Source organism: Amycolatopsis thermoflava N1165 (genome assembly GCF_000473265.1).
In the GTDB taxonomy this organism is placed as follows: Bacteria; Actinomycetota; Actinomycetes; order Mycobacteriales; family Pseudonocardiaceae; genus Amycolatopsis_E; species Amycolatopsis_E thermoflava.
The window spans coordinates 5,976,343-5,991,706 of sequence record NZ_KI421511.1; the positions used below are offsets into that span (position 1 = coordinate 5,976,343).

General features: G+C 70.5%; 15 protein-coding genes. 10 read left to right on the top strand and 5 right to left on the bottom strand.

Annotated features, from left to right (window positions below; all coding sequences use genetic code 11):
• Positions 1–48: 48 nt before the first annotated feature.
• Positions 49–702, bottom strand: coding sequence for a response regulator (locus AMYTH_RS0129410; protein ID WP_027933262.1), 654 nt, complete (start codon positions 700–702; stop codon positions 49–51).
• A complete protein-coding gene (locus tag AMYTH_RS0129415) occupies positions 699–1,856 on the bottom strand; it encodes a sensor histidine kinase (protein ID WP_458645636.1) in 1,158 nt (385 codons plus the stop codon). The genes AMYTH_RS0129410 and AMYTH_RS0129415 overlap by 4 nt, the downstream gene beginning before the upstream one ends.
• Before the next feature lie 147 nt (positions 1,857–2,003).
• Here AMYTH_RS0129415 and AMYTH_RS0129420 point away from each other — a divergent pair, with 147 nt between their 5' ends.
• The 6 genes from AMYTH_RS0129420 to AMYTH_RS0129445 all read left to right on the top strand — a co-directional run bounded on the left by AMYTH_RS0129420 (position 2,004) and on the right by AMYTH_RS0129445 (position 9,795).
• The gene (locus tag AMYTH_RS0129420; protein ID WP_027933264.1) at positions 2,004–3,542 is read left to right on the top strand and encodes a dynamin family protein; all 1,539 of its coding nucleotides are present in this window, start codon (positions 2,004–2,006) and stop codon (positions 3,540–3,542) included.
• Between the two features lie 7 nt (positions 3,543–3,549).
• Positions 3,550–4,026, top strand: coding sequence for a nucleotide exchange factor GrpE (gene grpE, locus AMYTH_RS0129425; protein WP_020422268.1), 477 nt, complete (start codon positions 3,550–3,552; stop codon positions 4,024–4,026).
• Between the two features lie 9 nt (positions 4,027–4,035).
• Positions 4,036–5,871 (top strand): dynamin family protein, encoded by a 1,836-nt coding sequence (locus AMYTH_RS0129430; RefSeq protein WP_027933266.1) that lies wholly within the window; start codon positions 4,036–4,038, stop codon positions 5,869–5,871.
• An 85-nt stretch (positions 5,872–5,956) separates the two neighbouring features.
• Entirely contained in the window at positions 5,957–6,649 is a 693-nt protein-coding gene (locus tag AMYTH_RS0129435; protein WP_027933267.1) for a DUF6802 family protein, read from the top strand.
• Between the two features lie 388 nt (positions 6,650–7,037).
• On the top strand, positions 7,038–8,864 hold the full coding sequence (locus AMYTH_RS0129440) for a phosphoenolpyruvate carboxykinase (GTP) (protein WP_027933268.1): 1,827 nt from the start codon (positions 7,038–7,040) through the stop codon (positions 8,862–8,864).
• A gap of 67 nt (positions 8,865–8,931) precedes the next feature.
• On the top strand, positions 8,932–9,795 hold the full coding sequence (locus tag AMYTH_RS0129445) for an LLM class F420-dependent oxidoreductase (protein ID WP_027933269.1): 864 nt from the start codon (positions 8,932–8,934) through the stop codon (positions 9,793–9,795).
• A gap of 400 nt (positions 9,796–10,195) precedes the next feature.
• Here AMYTH_RS0129445 and AMYTH_RS0129450 read toward each other — a convergent pair whose 3' ends face one another.
• Positions 10,196–10,450, bottom strand: a complete 255-nt coding sequence (locus AMYTH_RS0129450; RefSeq protein WP_020422263.1) for a helix-turn-helix domain-containing protein — start codon at positions 10,448–10,450, stop codon at positions 10,196–10,198.
• A gap of 156 nt (positions 10,451–10,606) precedes the next feature.
• Here AMYTH_RS0129450 and AMYTH_RS49670 point away from each other — a divergent pair, with 156 nt between their 5' ends.
• Complete coding sequence (locus AMYTH_RS49670) at positions 10,607–10,753, top strand: hypothetical protein (protein ID WP_020422262.1); 147 nt, start codon at positions 10,607–10,609, stop codon at positions 10,751–10,753.
• On the opposite strand, the gene AMYTH_RS0129460 is transcribed toward AMYTH_RS49670, so the two are convergent.
• Positions 10,750–12,342, bottom strand: coding sequence for an alpha/beta hydrolase (locus AMYTH_RS0129460; RefSeq protein ID WP_027933270.1), 1,593 nt, complete (start codon positions 12,340–12,342; stop codon positions 10,750–10,752). The genes AMYTH_RS49670 and AMYTH_RS0129460 overlap by 4 nt on opposite strands.
• Before the next feature lie 191 nt (positions 12,343–12,533).
• Here AMYTH_RS0129460 and AMYTH_RS0129465 point away from each other — a divergent pair, with 191 nt between their 5' ends.
• The 3 genes from AMYTH_RS0129465 to AMYTH_RS0129475 are packed head-to-tail and all read left to right on the top strand — an operon-like array spanning position 12,534 to position 15,068.
• On the top strand, positions 12,534–12,809 hold the full coding sequence (locus AMYTH_RS0129465) for a DUF3311 domain-containing protein (protein WP_017985837.1): 276 nt from the start codon (positions 12,534–12,536) through the stop codon (positions 12,807–12,809).
• A complete protein-coding gene (mctP, locus tag AMYTH_RS0129470) occupies positions 12,809–14,488 on the top strand; it encodes a monocarboxylate uptake permease MctP (protein WP_027933271.1) in 1,680 nt (559 codons plus the stop codon). The genes AMYTH_RS0129465 and mctP overlap by 1 nt, the downstream gene beginning before the upstream one ends.
• Before the next feature lie 10 nt (positions 14,489–14,498).
• Complete coding sequence (locus AMYTH_RS0129475) at positions 14,499–15,068, top strand: peroxidase-related enzyme (RefSeq protein ID WP_020422258.1); 570 nt, start codon at positions 14,499–14,501, stop codon at positions 15,066–15,068.
• On the opposite strand, the gene AMYTH_RS0129480 is transcribed toward AMYTH_RS0129475, so the two are convergent.
• The gene (locus tag AMYTH_RS0129480) at positions 15,056–15,364 is read right to left on the bottom strand and encodes a hypothetical protein (protein WP_017985834.1); all 309 of its coding nucleotides are present in this window, start codon (positions 15,362–15,364) and stop codon (positions 15,056–15,058) included. The genes AMYTH_RS0129475 and AMYTH_RS0129480 overlap by 13 nt on opposite strands.

The following is a 15,364-nucleotide window of genomic DNA, read 5'->3' on the forward strand; positions in this document are numbered from 1 at the left end:
CGCGCCGCTGTCGGGTGATCGGACCAGAATCTCCGGGCCTGCTCCAGCTCAGGCCAAGCCGGGCCGGATCAGGCCCGTCTCGTAGGCCAGCACCACCGCCTGCACGCGGTCCCGCAGCCCGAGCTTCGCCAGGATCCGGCCCACGTGCGTCTTCACCGTCGCCTCGGAGAGGAACAGCTTTTCCGCTATCTCCACATTGGACAGGCCCTTCGCGATGAGCACCAGCACCTCGCGCTCCCGCTCGGTCAGCACGTCCAGCTCGGCCTCGTCGCGCGGGGGGCCGCCGCCGCTCATGAAACGGTCCAGCAGCCGCCGCGTCACCGACGGCGACACCACGGCGTCCCCGGACGCCACCGACCGCAGCGCCGACACCAGGTGGTCCGGCGGCGTGTCCTTCAGCAGGAACCCGCTCGCCCCGTTCTGCAGCGCCGCGTACACGTACTCGTCCAGGTCGAACGTCGTCATCACCAGCACCCGCGACGTGCCTTCCTCGACGATCCGCTTCGTCGCCTCCACGCCGTCCATCACCGGCATCCGCACGTCCATCAACACGACGTCCGGCCGCAGCGAACCGGCCAGCGACACCGCGTCCGCGCCGTTCCCGGCCTCGCCGACCAGGTCGATGTCCTCCTGCGCGCCCAGCACCATGCGGAACCCGACGCGCATCAGCTCCTGGTCGTCGACCACCACCACGCGGATCACGGGTCGAGCCTCGCCGGGAAGCTCGCGTGCACCCGCCAGCCACCCCCTGGCCGCGGCCCCACCTGCAGTATTCCGCCGAACAGGTGCGCCCGTTCGCGCATCCCGATCACCCCGTTGCCTCCCGGCAGGTCCGGCCCGGGCACCAGTTCCCGCGCCTTCCCGGCCCCGTCGTCCACGATCTCCACGTCCACCAGGTTCTCGGTCCGCCGCACCCGCACCTCCGCCCGGGCCCCTTGGCCGGCGTGCTTGAGCGTGTTGGTCAGCGACTCCTGCACGATCCGGTACACGCCGAGCGACACCCCGGCAGGCAGCTCGGCGAGCGTCCCCTCGACCGACAGTTCCACCGGCACCCCCGCGGTCCGCACCCGTTCCGCCAGGTCGGCCAGCGACTCCGCCGTCGGCTGCGGGATCCGCGGCTCCCCGGCCACCTCTTCGTCGCGCAGCACCTGCAGCAGCCGCCGCAGCTCGGCCAGCGCCTGCCTGCCCGTCTCGGAGATGGTGCGCACCGCCCGCTCGGCCAGCTCCGGGCTGGACCGCAGCGCGTAGGACGCCCCGTCGGCCTGCACCACGATCACGCTCACTGCGTGGGCGACCACGTCGTGCAGCTCCCGCGCGATCCGCCCGCGTTCCTCGGCCACCGCGATCCGCCCGGCCTGGTCGCGTTCGGTCTCCAGCAGGTGCAGCCGCGCCTCCATCTCCGCGTGGTAGGCCCGGCGCGCGCCGACGAACTCGCCGAGCACCCAGCACAACGCGAAGACCAGCCCGATGAACAGCAGCGGCGCCCAGCCCTGCGGCGACCAGCCGGCCCACATCTGCACCACGCTGATCACGGCCTGCGCGGCCAGGTACAGCGCGGCCTGCCGCCGCCCGACGTAGACGACCACCGTGTACAGGGCCACGCAGCTCGCCGTCGCGCTGCCGACCCCCAGCTCCAGCGCACTGTGCGGCACCGTCATCAGCAGGATCACGTAGGCCGTGACCACCGGGTACTTCCGGCGGAACGCCACGGGCCCCACCATCGCGAGGTCCAGCGGGATCGCCACGTACCACCGCTGCCCCTCGCCGGGGGCGGCCCGCGCGACCAGGAACAGCAGGTCCACGAGCAGCAGCAACACGGCGAGCAGGACGTCCCCGACCATCGGGTGCGCCCGCATCCACAAGCTCAGTCGCCGCACACCGTTCACCCTAGGTCGGCGGCGGTCCACTCCGCGTCATCCCGAGGTATCACCGCACGTGGGACTTCCGGCCGAGCTTCATGGCAGGATTCGGGGGCACAACGCAGGCACCGGGAGGGGGGCGACGTGACGGCGACGACGGATCAGGGCCGCCTGGCCGGTCCGCTGTCGGTGTCGGTGGCCAACCTCTGCCGCCGCCTGCAGCCGCAGGTCTCCGCCCGCACCGCCGCCGGGTTCGCCGAGGTGCTGCGCCGCCTCGGCGCGCCGCTGCAGGTCGCGGTCGCCGGGCGCATCAAGTCCGGCAAGTCGACGCTGGTCAACGCCCTCATCGGGCGGCGGGTCGCGCCGACCGACGTGGGCGAGTGCACCCGCCTGGTGACCCGCTTCCAGTACGGCACGGTCGACCGCATCGAAGTGGTCTTCGCCGGCGGGCACAAGCAGGTGCTGCCGTTCGCACCGGACGGGTCGATCCCGGCCGAGCTGGGCGTGGACATCAGCAAGGTCTCGCACATCGAGGCGTACCTGACCAGCGCGGTCCTGCAGGACATGACCGTGATCGACACCCCCGGCCTCGGTTCGCTGGACGCCGCGTCGGTCTCGCGCACGGAGCAGCTGCTGGGTGCTGCCCAGGCCGAAGACGGCGGCGACGAGCTGGACGAGACCTCCCGCAACGCGGTCGCCGGCGCGGAGGCCGTCCTCTACGTCGTGACCCAGGGCGTGCGCGCGGACGACCAGCAGGCGCTCGCCGCGTTCACCGCCGCGACCGCGAGCCGCGAGGCGGGCCCGGTCAACGCGATCGCCGTGCTGAACAAGGCCGACACCATCCCGCCCGAGTCCGTCGAGGGTTCCGGCGGTGACGTGTGGCGGGCCGCGTCGATCCTCGCCGAGAAGCAGGGCTTGCTGCTCAAGCCGCGGGTCGCCGACGTGCTGCCGGTGATCGGGCTGATCGCCGAATCGGCCGAGTCGGGCAACTTCACCTCCGCCGACGCGGACGCGCTGCGCCAGCTGGCCGCTCTGGACGACGCGACGCTGGAGACCATGCTGATGGCGGCCGACATCTTCACCAGCTGGGACTGCGACGTCCCGGCAGGCACCCGGCTGCGGCTGCTGGAGAAGCTCGACCTCTACGGCATCCGCCGCGCCATCGACGCGATTCGCGCCGATTCGACGATCACCGCGGGCGCCCTGCGCAGGCTGCTGCTCAGCGCTTCCGGTCTGGACGCCGTCCGGGCCCGGCTGAACACGGTCTTCGCCGCCCGCGCGGACGGGATCAAGGCCGCCGCCGCGCTCGCGTCGGTGACCGCGCTGGCGCACGCGTCCGGTGACCCGGCCGAGCGGCAGCGCGTGCACGACGCCATCGAGGTGCTGCTCGCCAAGCCCGAGGCGCACCAGCTCCGGCTGCTCGAGGCGCTCACGCTGGTCGTGGCCGGCGCCGTCGACATGCCCGAGGACCTCGCCGAAGAGGTTCTGCGGGTGGGCAGCAACGCCGACATCGACGAGCAGCTGGGCCTGCCCGGCGCGTCGCGGCCGGAGCTCGCCGCGCACGCGCTGGAGCGCGCCGGGTGGTGGCGGTCGTTCGCGTCCTTCGGCGCGACGCCCGCGCAGAGCCGGGTCGCGCACGTCGTGCACCGGGCGTACTTCCTCATCTGGCAGCAGCTGAGATGAACGGGGGGTGGTGAGCGTGGCTTCCTGGTTCCGGCGCCGGTCCGCGGACGACTCCCCGACCGGGCAGATCCCCGGCGCGCAACTGGCGAAGATCATCGACGAAGTCGAGGGAACCACAGCGGCGCAACCCCCGTCCAACACCGATGTGAACCGTGTATCCGATCTGGCCGCCGCCGGCCCGGAAGCGCTGGAGCAGGCGCGGGCCGACCGGCAGGAGCTGATCCAGCTCTGCCTCTACGCCCTGGACCGGGCGCGCAGCGGGGGCGTGGTCGAGCGCCTCGAACAAGGGCTGGCCCGCGTCGGTGTGGAGGCGGTGCGGCCGGACGGGCAGCGGTTCGACCCGTCGGTGCACGAGGCGGGTGGCGCGATCAAGACCGACGACCCGGCGCTGGACGGCGTGGTCGCCGAGACCGAGGTCGTCGGGTTCACCGACGGCGGCCGCCTGCTCCGCGCGCCCGTCGTGACGGTTTACACGAAGCGCTAAGGTCCGGTCGTGACCGCTCCGCCGCTCTCGTCCCTGCCCAACCAGGTCAAGCAGGCCCGCGAAGCACTGCTGACGCTGCTGCGGGAGAACGATCCGAAGGCGGCGGCGTGGGTCGAGGAGGTCCGCCGGTCGCGGCCGAAGAAGCCGCAGGTCGTGGTGGTCGGCGAGACCAACCGCGGCAAGAGTTCCCTGGTCAACGCGCTGCTGGCGACCCCGGGCCTGTCCCCGGTGGACGCCGAGGTCGCCACCGCCGGCTATCTCGTCTTCGACCACGCGCCGGAGTGGGGCGCGCAGGCCTGCTACCCCGGCCAGCTCGCGCCGGTCGCCGTGCCGCTGCCCGAGCTGGTCCGCTGGGTCTCGGCCGCGCACGAGCTGCCCGATGGCCAGCTGCCGCCGCGGTACGTCGAGGTCACCGGCCCCGTCCCGATCCTGGAGCGCGTGTCGCTGGTGGACACCGCTGGCGTCGGCGGGCTCGATTCGATGCACGGCGAGCTGGCCGCCGAAGCCGCGGCGAACGCGACCGCGTTGCTGTTCGTCGTCGACGCCTCGGCTCCGTTCACCGCCGGTGAGCTGGAGTTCCTGCGCCGCGTCGGCGACCGCGTGGAGACCGTGGTGTTCGCACTGTCCAAAACGGACGCCTTCCGCGGCTGGCGCGAGGTGCTGGAGGCCGACCGGCGGCTGCTGGCCGAGCACGCACCGCGCTTCGCCGACGCGGTGTTCCACCCGGTGTCGGCGCGGATGTTCGAGATGGCCGCGAAGGCGCCGAACGAGCAGGCCGCGGTGATGCTGCGGGAGCGCTCCGGCGTGATCGAACTGCAGGCCGCGCTGCAGGAACTCGTGGTCGGCCGGTCGGCGATGCTGAGTGAGGCCAACACGCTGCGGGCGCTGTCCAGCGCGCTCGGCGAGGTGCACGCCGGCCTGCTGGCCGAGCAGCGGGCCCTGTCCTCCGGCGAGGCCGAGGCGGAGCGGCTGCGCGAGCGGCGCGACGAGCTGGCGGCCGAGCGCAAGACGTCCACCCGCGGCTGGCAGCTCAAGCTGCGCGGCGAGATCCAGCGGGCCAGAGTCGACCTCGGCCACGAGACCAGCCGCCAGGTCCGGGACGCGCAGTCCTACTTCCGCGCGCAGATCGACAACGCCAAGCGCGACCAGCTGGCCCAGCTGCCGCAGCAGGTGGACGCGGCGCTGCAGATGATCTCCCAGCGCGTGTCGGCGACGATGGCGCAGCGGCTGAACCGGGTCACCGAGATCGCGCTGGCCGAGCTGTTCGCGCCGGAGGAGCTGGACGTGATCCGCTCGCAGTTCCTGCGCGCGGGCGGCCCGCAGGTGGTGCTGCGGCCGCCGGACCGCAAGCCGTCCACGCCCGAGGACAAGCTGCTCATCTTCATGGGGATCTCCGGCGGGGTCGGCGCGGGCAAGATCGCCGCGCTGCCGCTGGCCGGGGTCGCCCTGCTCAACCCGGTGGTGCTGCCCGCGACGATCGTCGTCGGCCTCGGCGCCGGCTGGTGGATGGCCCGCACCCGGCGGCACGCCGCGGACAAGCAGCACCTCAAGCAGTGGCTGGTCGAGTCGATCGCGGAGGCGCGCTCGATCCTCGACCAGCTGGTCGCCGAGCAGCTCATCGAGGCCGAACAGCAGCTGTCGCTGGCGCTCGACGAGGCGCTGTCCCGCCGGATCGACGCCATCGAGGCCGAGCTCAAGCAGGTCGACAAGTCGATCAAAATGGGCGCGCAGGAGCGGGCGAAGAAGCTGGCCGCGGTGAGCCGGAAGCTGAAGGAGACCGGTGACGGCCGTGATCGGGCCGAGACCCTGCTCGGGCGCATCCGCACCCTGCGTGAGCAGGCCTGAAAGGGTCGGTTGTGCCGGGGAACCGAACCGGCCTAACGTGAGTCAAAGCGTGTGACTTCATTGGTGTGAGATTGGGGAGTTCGGCGTGTGGATCGATGAGACCGGCGGGGTTGAGCCCACCGACGCCACGACCTCCGACGGTGACCTGGAGATCACGGTCGACGGGCAGACCTACACGGCCGAAGAGAACATGGACCTCAACCACGACGGGGTCAACGAGACGGTCCGCCTCGACAACGCCGACGGCACGATCACCGCGTACGTCGACACCGACGACGACGGGCACGCCGACCAGTACGTGCACACCGACACCGAGGGCAACGTCGTCGAGCTCGCCCGTTACGACGAGACCACCGGCGACTGGATCGCCGACCACGACTCCGACGCGGGCGAGCCGGACGCCACCGAGACCGGCCGCGCGGGCGAGATCACGGCCGACATGTCGGACGGCACCGTCGAGGTCGGCCCGGCCACTGTGGACAGCGACAACGACGGCACCGCCGACACCGCGGTCGTGACCGACGACCAGGGCAACACGCGCGTCTTCACCGACGTCGACGGCGACGGCCAGGCCGACGTGCAGACGATCATCACGCCCGAGGGCGAGACGACCACGTACCAGCACACGGGCCCCGGCGAGTGGACCGAGACGACGAACGGCTTCACCGCCGAGGTGCCGCCGGACAGCGACCAGCTGTGGGGCGGCAGCGGCGCGCAGACCGTCGAAGGGGTCGCGAAGATCGACTCCGGCACCGGGCAGTGGATCTCCCAGAACTGACTGCCGCAGAACCGAACTTCCCGGAACTGACCGGTAACGCCGGCGAAATCAGGCCCCGGTCGTCCCTCGTGGACGACGGGGCCTGATCGCGTTTCCGGGCAAATCGCCCACCCCCGGATATCGGCGAGATCACGCGCAAGCCGAAGAACTTTCTCCGCTACGCCGGTTCAGCGATATCTGAATCGATTCCCTGATCGTTCTTGTGAGAGAACCGACAGGTCAGGCCTCGGTTACCGGCCGTCCATCCGGCTACCCTCGGGGAATCCCAGTATTTCCAGCACACCGGTAGGGCAGCCGGTGTGCGAAGCCATTCGGTCGCCGGCGACGGAGCGCTTCCCCGGACCCAGGTTCCGGGCGGGCGTTCCTGCCGTCGAAGTCAGGAGAAGGAATGACTGCAGTAGCCATCCCGGGACTGGACAAGGCGCCGACGTCGCACAGCGGTGTGCTTGCGTGGGTACGGGAGGTCGCCGAGCTGACCACCCCTGACCGAGTGGTGTGGTGCGACGGCTCCGACGAGGAGGCCGAGCGCATCAACAACGAGCTGGTCGAGGCCGGCACGTTCGTCCCGTTGAAGGCGAAGCCGAACTCCTTCTGGGCAGCCTCGGACCCGAGCGACGTCGCGCGGGTCGAGGAGCGGACCTTCATCTGCTCCGAGAACGAAGAGGACGCCGGGCCGACCAACAACTGGATGCACCCGGACGAGATGCGCGCCACGATGACCGAACTCTACCGGGGCTGCATGCGTGGCCGGACGATGTACGTCATCCCGTTCTGCATGGGCCCGCTCGGCGACGAGAACCCGAAGCTGGGCATCGAGGTCACCGACTTCGCCTACGTCGTGGCGTCGATGCGGGTGATGACCCGCATGGGCACCAAGGCGCTGGAGAAGTTCGTCAAGGAGGACGGCACCGAGCGCGAGTTCGTGCCCGCCCTGCACTCGGTCGGCAAGCCGCTGGAGCCGGGCGAGAAGGACGTCGCCTGGCCGTGCAACGACACCAAGTACATCTCGCACTTCCCGGAGAGCCGGACGATCTGGAGCTACGGCTCGGGCTACGGCGGCAACTCGCTGCTGGGCAAGAAGTGCTACTCGCTGCGCATCGCCTCCGTCATGGCCCGTGACGAAGGCTGGCTCGCCGAGCACATGCTGATCCTCAAGCTGATCTCGCCGGAGAACAAGGCCTACTACGTGGCGGCCGCGTTCCCGAGCGCGTGCGGCAAGACCAACCTCGCGATGCTGCAGCCGACCATCCCGGGCTGGCGCGCCGAGACCATCGGCGACGACATCGCGTGGATGCGGTTCGGCGAGGACGGCCGCCTGTACGCGATCAACCCCGAGTTCGGCCTGTTCGGCGTCGCGCCCGGCACCGGTGTGAAGACCAACCCGGTGGCGATGAAGACCATCGAGGCCGGCAACACCGTCTTCACCAACGTCGCGCTGACCGACGACGGCGACGTGTGGTGGGAGGGCATGACCAAGGAGCCGCCGGCGCACCTCACCGACTGGAAGGGCCGCGACTGGACCCCCGAGTCGGACGAGCCCGCCGCGCACCCGAACTCGCGGTTCTGCACCCCGATCGCGCAGGTCCCGACGCTCGCGCCGGAGTGGGACGACCCGAAGGGCGTGCCGATCTCGGCGATCCTGTTCGGTGGCCGCCGCGCCACCACGGTCCCGCTGGTGACCGAGGCCCGCGACTGGCAGCACGGCGTGTTCATGGGCGCCACCATGTCGTCGGAGAAGACCGCGGCCGCGGCCGGGAAGGTCGGCGAGGTGCGCCGCGACCCGATGGCGATGCTGCCGTTCCTCGGCTACCACGCCGGCGCGTACTTCCAGCACTGGCTGGACACCGGCAAGAACGCCGACGCCGCCAAGCTGCCGAAGATCTTCTACGTCAACTGGTTCCGCCGCGGTGACGACAAGCGGTTCCTGTGGCCGGGCTTCGGCGAGAACTCGCGGGTGCTCAAGTGGATCGTGGAGCGCCTCGAGGGCAAGGCGGGCGCGGTGGAGACCCCGGTCGGCCTGGTGCCGCGCGCCGAGGACCTCGACCTGGACGGCATCGCCGAGCCGATCGAGGACGTCCAGGAGTCGCTCGCGGTCAAGCCGGAGGAGTGGCGCCAGGAGATCCCGCTGATCGAGGAGTGGTTCGCCAAGATCGGCGACCGGGTGCCCTCCAGCCTGCACGACGAGCTGGCGGCCCTGAAGCAGCGCCTCGGCTGATCGCCTGACGCGAACACGGGAGGCCATCCCCTGGCGAGGGGGTGGCCTCCCGTGCTTTTGTCGGAACATGCTGGGGATGCGCTTCGGTGTGAACATGGTGGAGCCCGGATCGCGGGCGGAGTTCGTGGACAAGGTGCGGCGGGCCGAAGACCTCGGGTTCGACGTCGTGACCGTGGCCGACCACCTGGGGATGCCCGCGCCGTTCCCGGCGCTGGTGCTCGCCGCGGAGGCCACTTCACGGGTGCGGCTGGGCACGTTCGTGCTCAACGCGCCATTCTACCACCCGGCTGTGCTGGCGCGGGACGTCGCGACGACCGACCAGTACAGCGGCGGCCGCCTGGAGCTGGGTATCGGCGCGGGGTACGTGCGGGAGGAGTTCGAGGCGGCCGGGCTGCCGTGGCCGGGGCGCCGGGTCGACCACGTCGAGCGGACGGTGGTGGAGCTGCGCAAGCTGTTCGCCGACCCCGAGTACCAGCCGCGGCCGGCGCAGGACGGCGGTCCGCCGCTGATGCTGGGCGGCTGGGGCGACCGGATGCTGACGCTGGCCGCCGAGCACGCGGACACGATCGCGCTGACCGGCGCGCCGACGGCGAAGGGCGGCGGGCTGGTCGGCCTGGCCGGCGCGGACGCGTTCGCGGAGCGGGTGTCGTTCGTGCGGTCGCGGCTCGGCGGCCGCGCGGCGGAGATCAACGTGCTGGTGCAGATGGTCGTGGTGACCGACGACCGCCGCGCCGCGCTGACCGACCTGCAGCGGTTCGCGCCGGACATGAGCGTCGACGCGATCGGCGAGCTGCCGACGCTGCTGGTCGGTTCGGTGGCGGAGATCGTCGCCCAGATCGAGCGCATGCGGGAGAAGTTCGGGATCACGTACGTGTCGGTGCTGGAACGCAGCCTGGACGCGTTCGCCCCGGTGCTGGAGCAACTGAAGTAACCCGCGAGCCCCACGCACGGCGCCGCGAGTTCCGCGCTCGGCGCCGCGAGTTCCCCGTGTCGGCGGGCGAGCCTCGCGGTGGGGTGGGTCCGGCTCAACGCTGCCAGTTCAGCGTCGGGCGGGCGGTCCTCGCTCAATGCCGCGAGTTCCCGTTCAGTGCCGCGAGTGCCCCGCTCGGCGCCGCGAGTTCCCCGTGTCGGCGGGCGAGCCTCGCGGTGGGATGGGTCCAACTCAACGCTGCCAGTTCAGCGTCGGGTGGGCGATCCCACACTCAATGCCGCGAGTTCCCCGATCGGCGCCGCGAGTGCCCCGATCGGCCCGCGAGCTCCACGCTGGCGCCGGGCGGGTGATTCCCCGTTCAGCGCCGGCGAGTTGCCCGCTCCGCGGCGCGAGTTCGCTGTCAGCCGGTCGGCACGCCGGTGATCGCGTCGCGCAGGGCGTCCAGTGGCAGCCCGACCGCGTCCGCGAGCGCGACCACCGTGAAGAACGCCGGCGTCGGGATGCGGCCGGTCTCGATCTTCCGCAGCGTCTCGACCGAGACGCCCGCCTCCAGCGCCACCTCGGCCATGCTGCGGGAACCCCGCGCGGCTCGCAGTGCGGCACCGAGACGCTCGCCGCGTTCGCGTTCGGCTTCGGTCAGCGGGACTCGCACCATGTCCACAGTCTATCCGCCCACCTGTCCCCAGCCTGTGGACAACTCTGTGCACAGGCTGGGGACTACCAGAAGAAAAGGGGCGTGAAAACCGCCGGAACGGCAACTCTCCTGCTGTGTCGCACGTCTCACTGGGTACCAGTCGGAGAGGAGGCCGCCATGTTGCTGGCCGGCGGACTGATGTTCGTGTTGACCCTCGTCTACCTGGTGCTGTGCACCTGCACGGGCCGGTTCCGCGAGCTGAAGGAAGAACTGAAGAACCCCGCCGAGAACGAGCCCGGCGGGGTTCTGAAGACCGAGAACTAGGCGGTCGGGTCGGGCAGCGGCATACCAGGCAGCGTCTGGTCCCGCGGCACCACCCCGTCCACGAGGAAGTCCTCCACAACCTTGTCCACCGCCGCGTTGCCCCCGGCGTAGATCCCGTGGTCACCCTCGCCGGTCACGGTGATCATCCGCGAGCCCTTGAACGCGCGGTGCGCGCGCTCGGCGCCCTCGATCGGCGTCGCCGGGTCGTGCGTCGACTGCACCATCAGCACCGGCGGGACGCCCCGGCCGTCCAGGACCGGCAGCGGCTCCGGCTTGTTGTTCCAGAAGATGCACGGCTGGATCAGCCATCCCCAGCCCAGCAGCGGGTACTGCGGCCCCAGCTGTGCCGACTGCCGCACCGCCGTGTTCCGGTTGCCGAACCACGGACCCTCGTTGCACGGGATCGTCCAGAAGCTCGCGTCGTAGGCGTCGTCGTAGTCGGTGGGCACCACCAGCGGCTGCGGACCGACCGCATCGGTCACCGCCTTCACCTGGTCCAGCAACGCGGTCTGCTGTTGGGCCGACGCGGTGCCCTGCGTCAGGTTCCGCACGTTGACCAGGTAGTCGGCGAGTTCCGGGAAGTACCGCTTGTTGTACAGCTCGGAGGCGATGAACGAGTCCAGCGCGTTGGCCGACAGCTTGGTCCCGTCGACCTCGACCGGGTTCTGCGTCAGGGCGTAGCGCACCTGCTCGTACGTCTGCCGGGCCATCTCGGCGGTCGTGCCGAAGTGGTACAGGCTGTCGTAGGACGCCATCCACGGCAGGAAGTCCTCCCGCCAGCGCCGCTCGAAGCCGAGCGGCTGCCAGTCGAACGACTTCTGCCAGGTCGTGGTGAACTCGGTGTTCGAGTCCAGCACGAACTTGCCGGTGCGGTCCGGGAAGGCCTGCGCGTAGTGCGCGCCCATCCAGGTGCCCGCCGAGTAGCCGACCCAGTTGATCTTCTGCCGCTTCAGCAGCACGCGCAGCAGGTCGAGGTCGTTGATCGTCTGCCGGGTGTTGATGAACGGCCCCAGGTCGCCGGACTTCACCTGGCACGAGTCGGCCGCGTACTCGGTGGCGTCCAGGATCAGCTTCAGGTTCTCCCGGCTGCGATCACGCGGGTCGAGGTCGCTGCCGGTGCCGATCGCGCCGCCGCAGGTGATGTTCGTGCTCTTGCCGGTGCCGCGCGGGTCGAACCCGACGATGTCCTGGTGCTCGCGCACCCGCGTCTGGTTGCGCAGCCGCGCCGGGAACATCCGGCCGGGCGCGCCCGGCCCGCCCGGGTTCACGAACGTGCTCTCCGTCGCCTCACCGGTCGCCTTGAGCCTGCTGACCGCGATCGTCACGTCGATGCCCTGGTTCGGCGCGGACCAGTCCCGCGGCGACAGGTAGGTGGCGCACTCGATGCCCTCGGCGCCGGCAGGCGGGGTCTGCCCCGACAGCTCGTCGGGCGTGCAGGTGTGCCAGTTCAACGTCTGGAGGGCGTAGCGATCGGGGATGCCGGTCGAGTTCAGTGCCGGCCCGGCCGGCGCCGCGATCGCTGGTGTGCCCGCCGCCAGCAGGGTGCCGGCCAGAGCCGGGATCACCACCGCCCAGCGCGTCCGTGTCATGCTCGCCCCTTCGTCACTAGCCGCAGCCGCGCGCGTACCCCGCGGCGGGCCTATTCATATCGGCAGCGCAGAGGCCGGGCAACCTGCGTTCGTCGGGTGTCGCCCTGATCAAATCGATATTCGGCGGAGCGTGACGGCGAGTGGCCCAGGATCTAAGGTCAAGCCGCCCTGTCCCGTCCAAGTGAGGTCACATGTCTGGCAAAGCCGCCGGGAAGGTCACCGGGCTCCAGATCAGCCCGTGGAACCTGATCCTGCTGTTACCACTGCTGATGCTCGTCACGCCGTGGTTCAACTTCGACAAGCCGCGGGTGCTGGGACTGCCGTTCTTCTACTGGTACCAGTTCCTCTTCGTGTTCGTCGGTGTCGTGTCCGTGGCGGTCGTCTACGTGATGACCAAGGGGAAGCCGGTCGTGACGGGCAAGCCGGACCGGCTCGCCGCCGAAGAGCTGGACGAGGGTGAGAAGTGATGGCACTGGCACAGGCGCCCGGCAGCGGGCTGCAGTGGGTGGAGCTGACCGTTTTCATCCTGCTGTTCCTGGTGGTCAGCGTGATGGGCTTCGTCGCGTCCCGGTGGCGCGCGGCGGCCTCGCTGGACCACCTCGACGAGTGGGGCCTCGGCGGCCGCAAGTTCGGCTCGTGGATCACCTGGTTCCTCGTCGGCGGTGACCTCTACACCGCGTACACGTTCGTCGCCGTGCCCGCGCTGGTGTTCGGCGCCGGGGCGCTGGGCTTCTACGCCCTGCCCTACACGGTGATCCTGTACCCGATCGTCTTCCTGCCCGCGCTGCGGATGTGGTCGGTGTCCCGCTCGCGCGGCTACGTGACGCCGGCCGACTTCGTGCGCGGCCGCTACGGCTCGCCGACGCTGGCGCTGTTGATCGCGATCACCGGCATCGTCGCGACCATGCCGTACATCGCGCTGCAGCTGGTCGGCCTGGAAGCGGTGCTGCGGACGATGGGTCTCAACGGCGGCGGCATCGCCGGTCACCTGCCGCTGCTGATCGCGTTCCTGGTGCTCGCGCTCTACACCTACCAGTCGGGCCTGCGCGCGCCGGCGCTGATCGCGTTCGTCAAGGACGGCCTGATCTACATCGTCATCCTGGTCGCGGTGTTCTACCTGCCGTCCAAGCTCGGCGGCTGGTCGCACATCTTCGACACGAGCGCGCAGGCGCTGTCGCAGCCGAACCCGAACACCGGGAAGCCGAAGGGCTCCATCCTGCTGACCGGCACCAACCAGCTGCAGTACATCACGCTGGCGCTGGGGTCGGCGCTGGCGCTGTTCCTGTACCCGCATTCGCTCACGGGTGTGCTCGCCTCGCGCGGCCGCAACGTGATCAAGCGGAACATGATCGCGCTTCCCGCGTACTCGCTGCTGCTGGGCCTGCTCGCGTTGCTCGGTTACGTCGCGCTGACCGCGGGCGTCAAGCCGATCACCAACGCGGCCACCGGCAACGCCGACTCCAACACCGTGGTGCCGGTGCTGTTCGACACGCAGTTCCCGTCGTGGTTCGCGGGAATCGCCTTCGCCGCGATCGGCATCGGCGCGCTGGTGCCTGCCGCGATCATGTCGATCGCCGCGGCGAACCTGTGGACGCGCAACATCTACAAGGAGTACCTGAAGCGGGACGCCACCCCGTCGCAGGAGGCCAAGCAGGCCAAGATCGCTTCGCTGGTCGTGAAGTTCGGCGCGGTCGCGTTCATCCTGTTCATCGATCCGCAGTTCTCGATCGACCTGCAGCTCATCGGTGGCGTGCTGATCCTGCAGACGCTGCCCGCCGTGGCGATCGCGCTGTACACGCGGTGGTTCCACCGGATCGGTCTGATCGCCGGGTGGGCCGTGGGCATGGCGTGGGGCATCGCGATGCTGTACAGCATCCCGAACCCGAACACCAAGCGCGCCCACTTCGGTGGCTCCGCGCTGCCGCTGAAGGACCTGTCGATCTTCGGCTGGCACCCGTTCCCGGGCTCGATGGTCCAGATCTACCCGGGTTTCGTGGCGCTGATCGCGAACCTCGTGGTGGCCGTGATCGTCACGGTGATCGCCCGGAGCCTGAAGATCTTCAACGGCACCGACGACACCGAGGGCACGGACTACCACGCCGACGAGCACGACAAGGACCTGCGCCCCATCGGCGCAGCTCACTAGGAGGAAGAACGTGGACAGCCGGTTCGGTGTCACGGAGCTGGAAGACCTGCCGGAGGACCTGCGGGAGCGCATCGGCGTGATCGCGGAGAAGTCGGGGTTCGTGCCGAACGTCTTCCGGGCGCTGGGGCACCGGCCGGCTGAACTGCGCGCCTTCCTCGACTACCACGACGCGCTCATGGAACGCACCGACGGCCTGAGCAAGGCCGAGCGGGAGCTGGTCGTGGTGGCGACGTCGGGGGCGAACCACTGCACGTACTGCGTGGTCGCCCACGGCGCGATCCTGCGGATCCGCGCGAAGGACCCGCAGCTGGCTGACCGGGTCGCCACCAACCCGTGGCAGGTCGAGCTGGACGAGCGGGGCCGCGCGATCGTCGACCTGGCGCTCGCGCTGGCCCGCAAGCCCGAACTGTTCGGGGAGGCCGACATCGAGGCCGCCCGCAAGGCCGGGCTGACCGAGGACGAGATCTGGGACGTCGGCGCGATCACCGCGTTGTTCGCGATGTCCAACCGGCTGGCGCACCTGACCGCGCTGCGGCCGAACCCCGAGTTCTACGCGATGGGCCGCGATCAGAAGCGGTAGAGCGATTCGTGCAGGTCGCGCTGGATCTCGTACTTGCGGAGCAGGCGGCCGAGCAGCCGGGCCCACCACTTCGCCGGGTGCCGGTAGGCGCGCACCCACAGCGGCGGGATGCGGTCCGGGATGCGCGGGTCGGCCTTCGGGCGGAACTTGTCGCCGGTGAGGACGACGGTCGGGTGCCCGCGCGGGCACGCGGTGGTCACCGAGATGACGCCGGGCGTCAGGTTGTGCACCCACTCCACCTCGTCGATGCCCATCAGGGTCCGGGTGTCGCAGGTTTCGCAGTAGACGACGAACAC

What these genes read in the sequence shown, in the direction of transcription:
- AMYTH_RS0129415 (WP_458645636.1), bottom strand. Translation starts at nt 1,856, where the DNA reads ATGCGGGCGCACCCGATGGTCGGGGACGTCCTGCTCGCCGTGTTGCTG.
- AMYTH_RS0129440 (WP_027933268.1), top strand. Translation starts at nt 7,038, where the DNA reads ATGACTGCAGTAGCCATCCCGGGACTGGACAAGGCGCCGACGTCGCAC.
- AMYTH_RS0129445 (WP_027933269.1), top strand. Translation starts at nt 8,932, where the DNA reads ATGCTGGGGATGCGCTTCGGTGTGAACATGGTGGAGCCCGGATCGCGG.
- AMYTH_RS0129450 (WP_020422263.1), bottom strand. Translation starts at nt 10,450, where the DNA reads ATGGTGCGAGTCCCGCTGACCGAAGCCGAACGCGAACGCGGCGAGCGT.
- AMYTH_RS49670 (WP_020422262.1), top strand. Translation starts at nt 10,607, where the DNA reads ATGTTGCTGGCCGGCGGACTGATGTTCGTGTTGACCCTCGTCTACCTG.
- AMYTH_RS0129460 (WP_027933270.1), bottom strand. Translation starts at nt 12,342, where the DNA reads ATGACACGGACGCGCTGGGCGGTGGTGATCCCGGCTCTGGCCGGCACC.
- AMYTH_RS0129465 (WP_017985837.1), top strand. Translation starts at nt 12,534, where the DNA reads ATGTCTGGCAAAGCCGCCGGGAAGGTCACCGGGCTCCAGATCAGCCCG.
- mctP (WP_027933271.1), top strand. Translation starts at nt 12,809, where the DNA reads ATGGCACTGGCACAGGCGCCCGGCAGCGGGCTGCAGTGGGTGGAGCTG.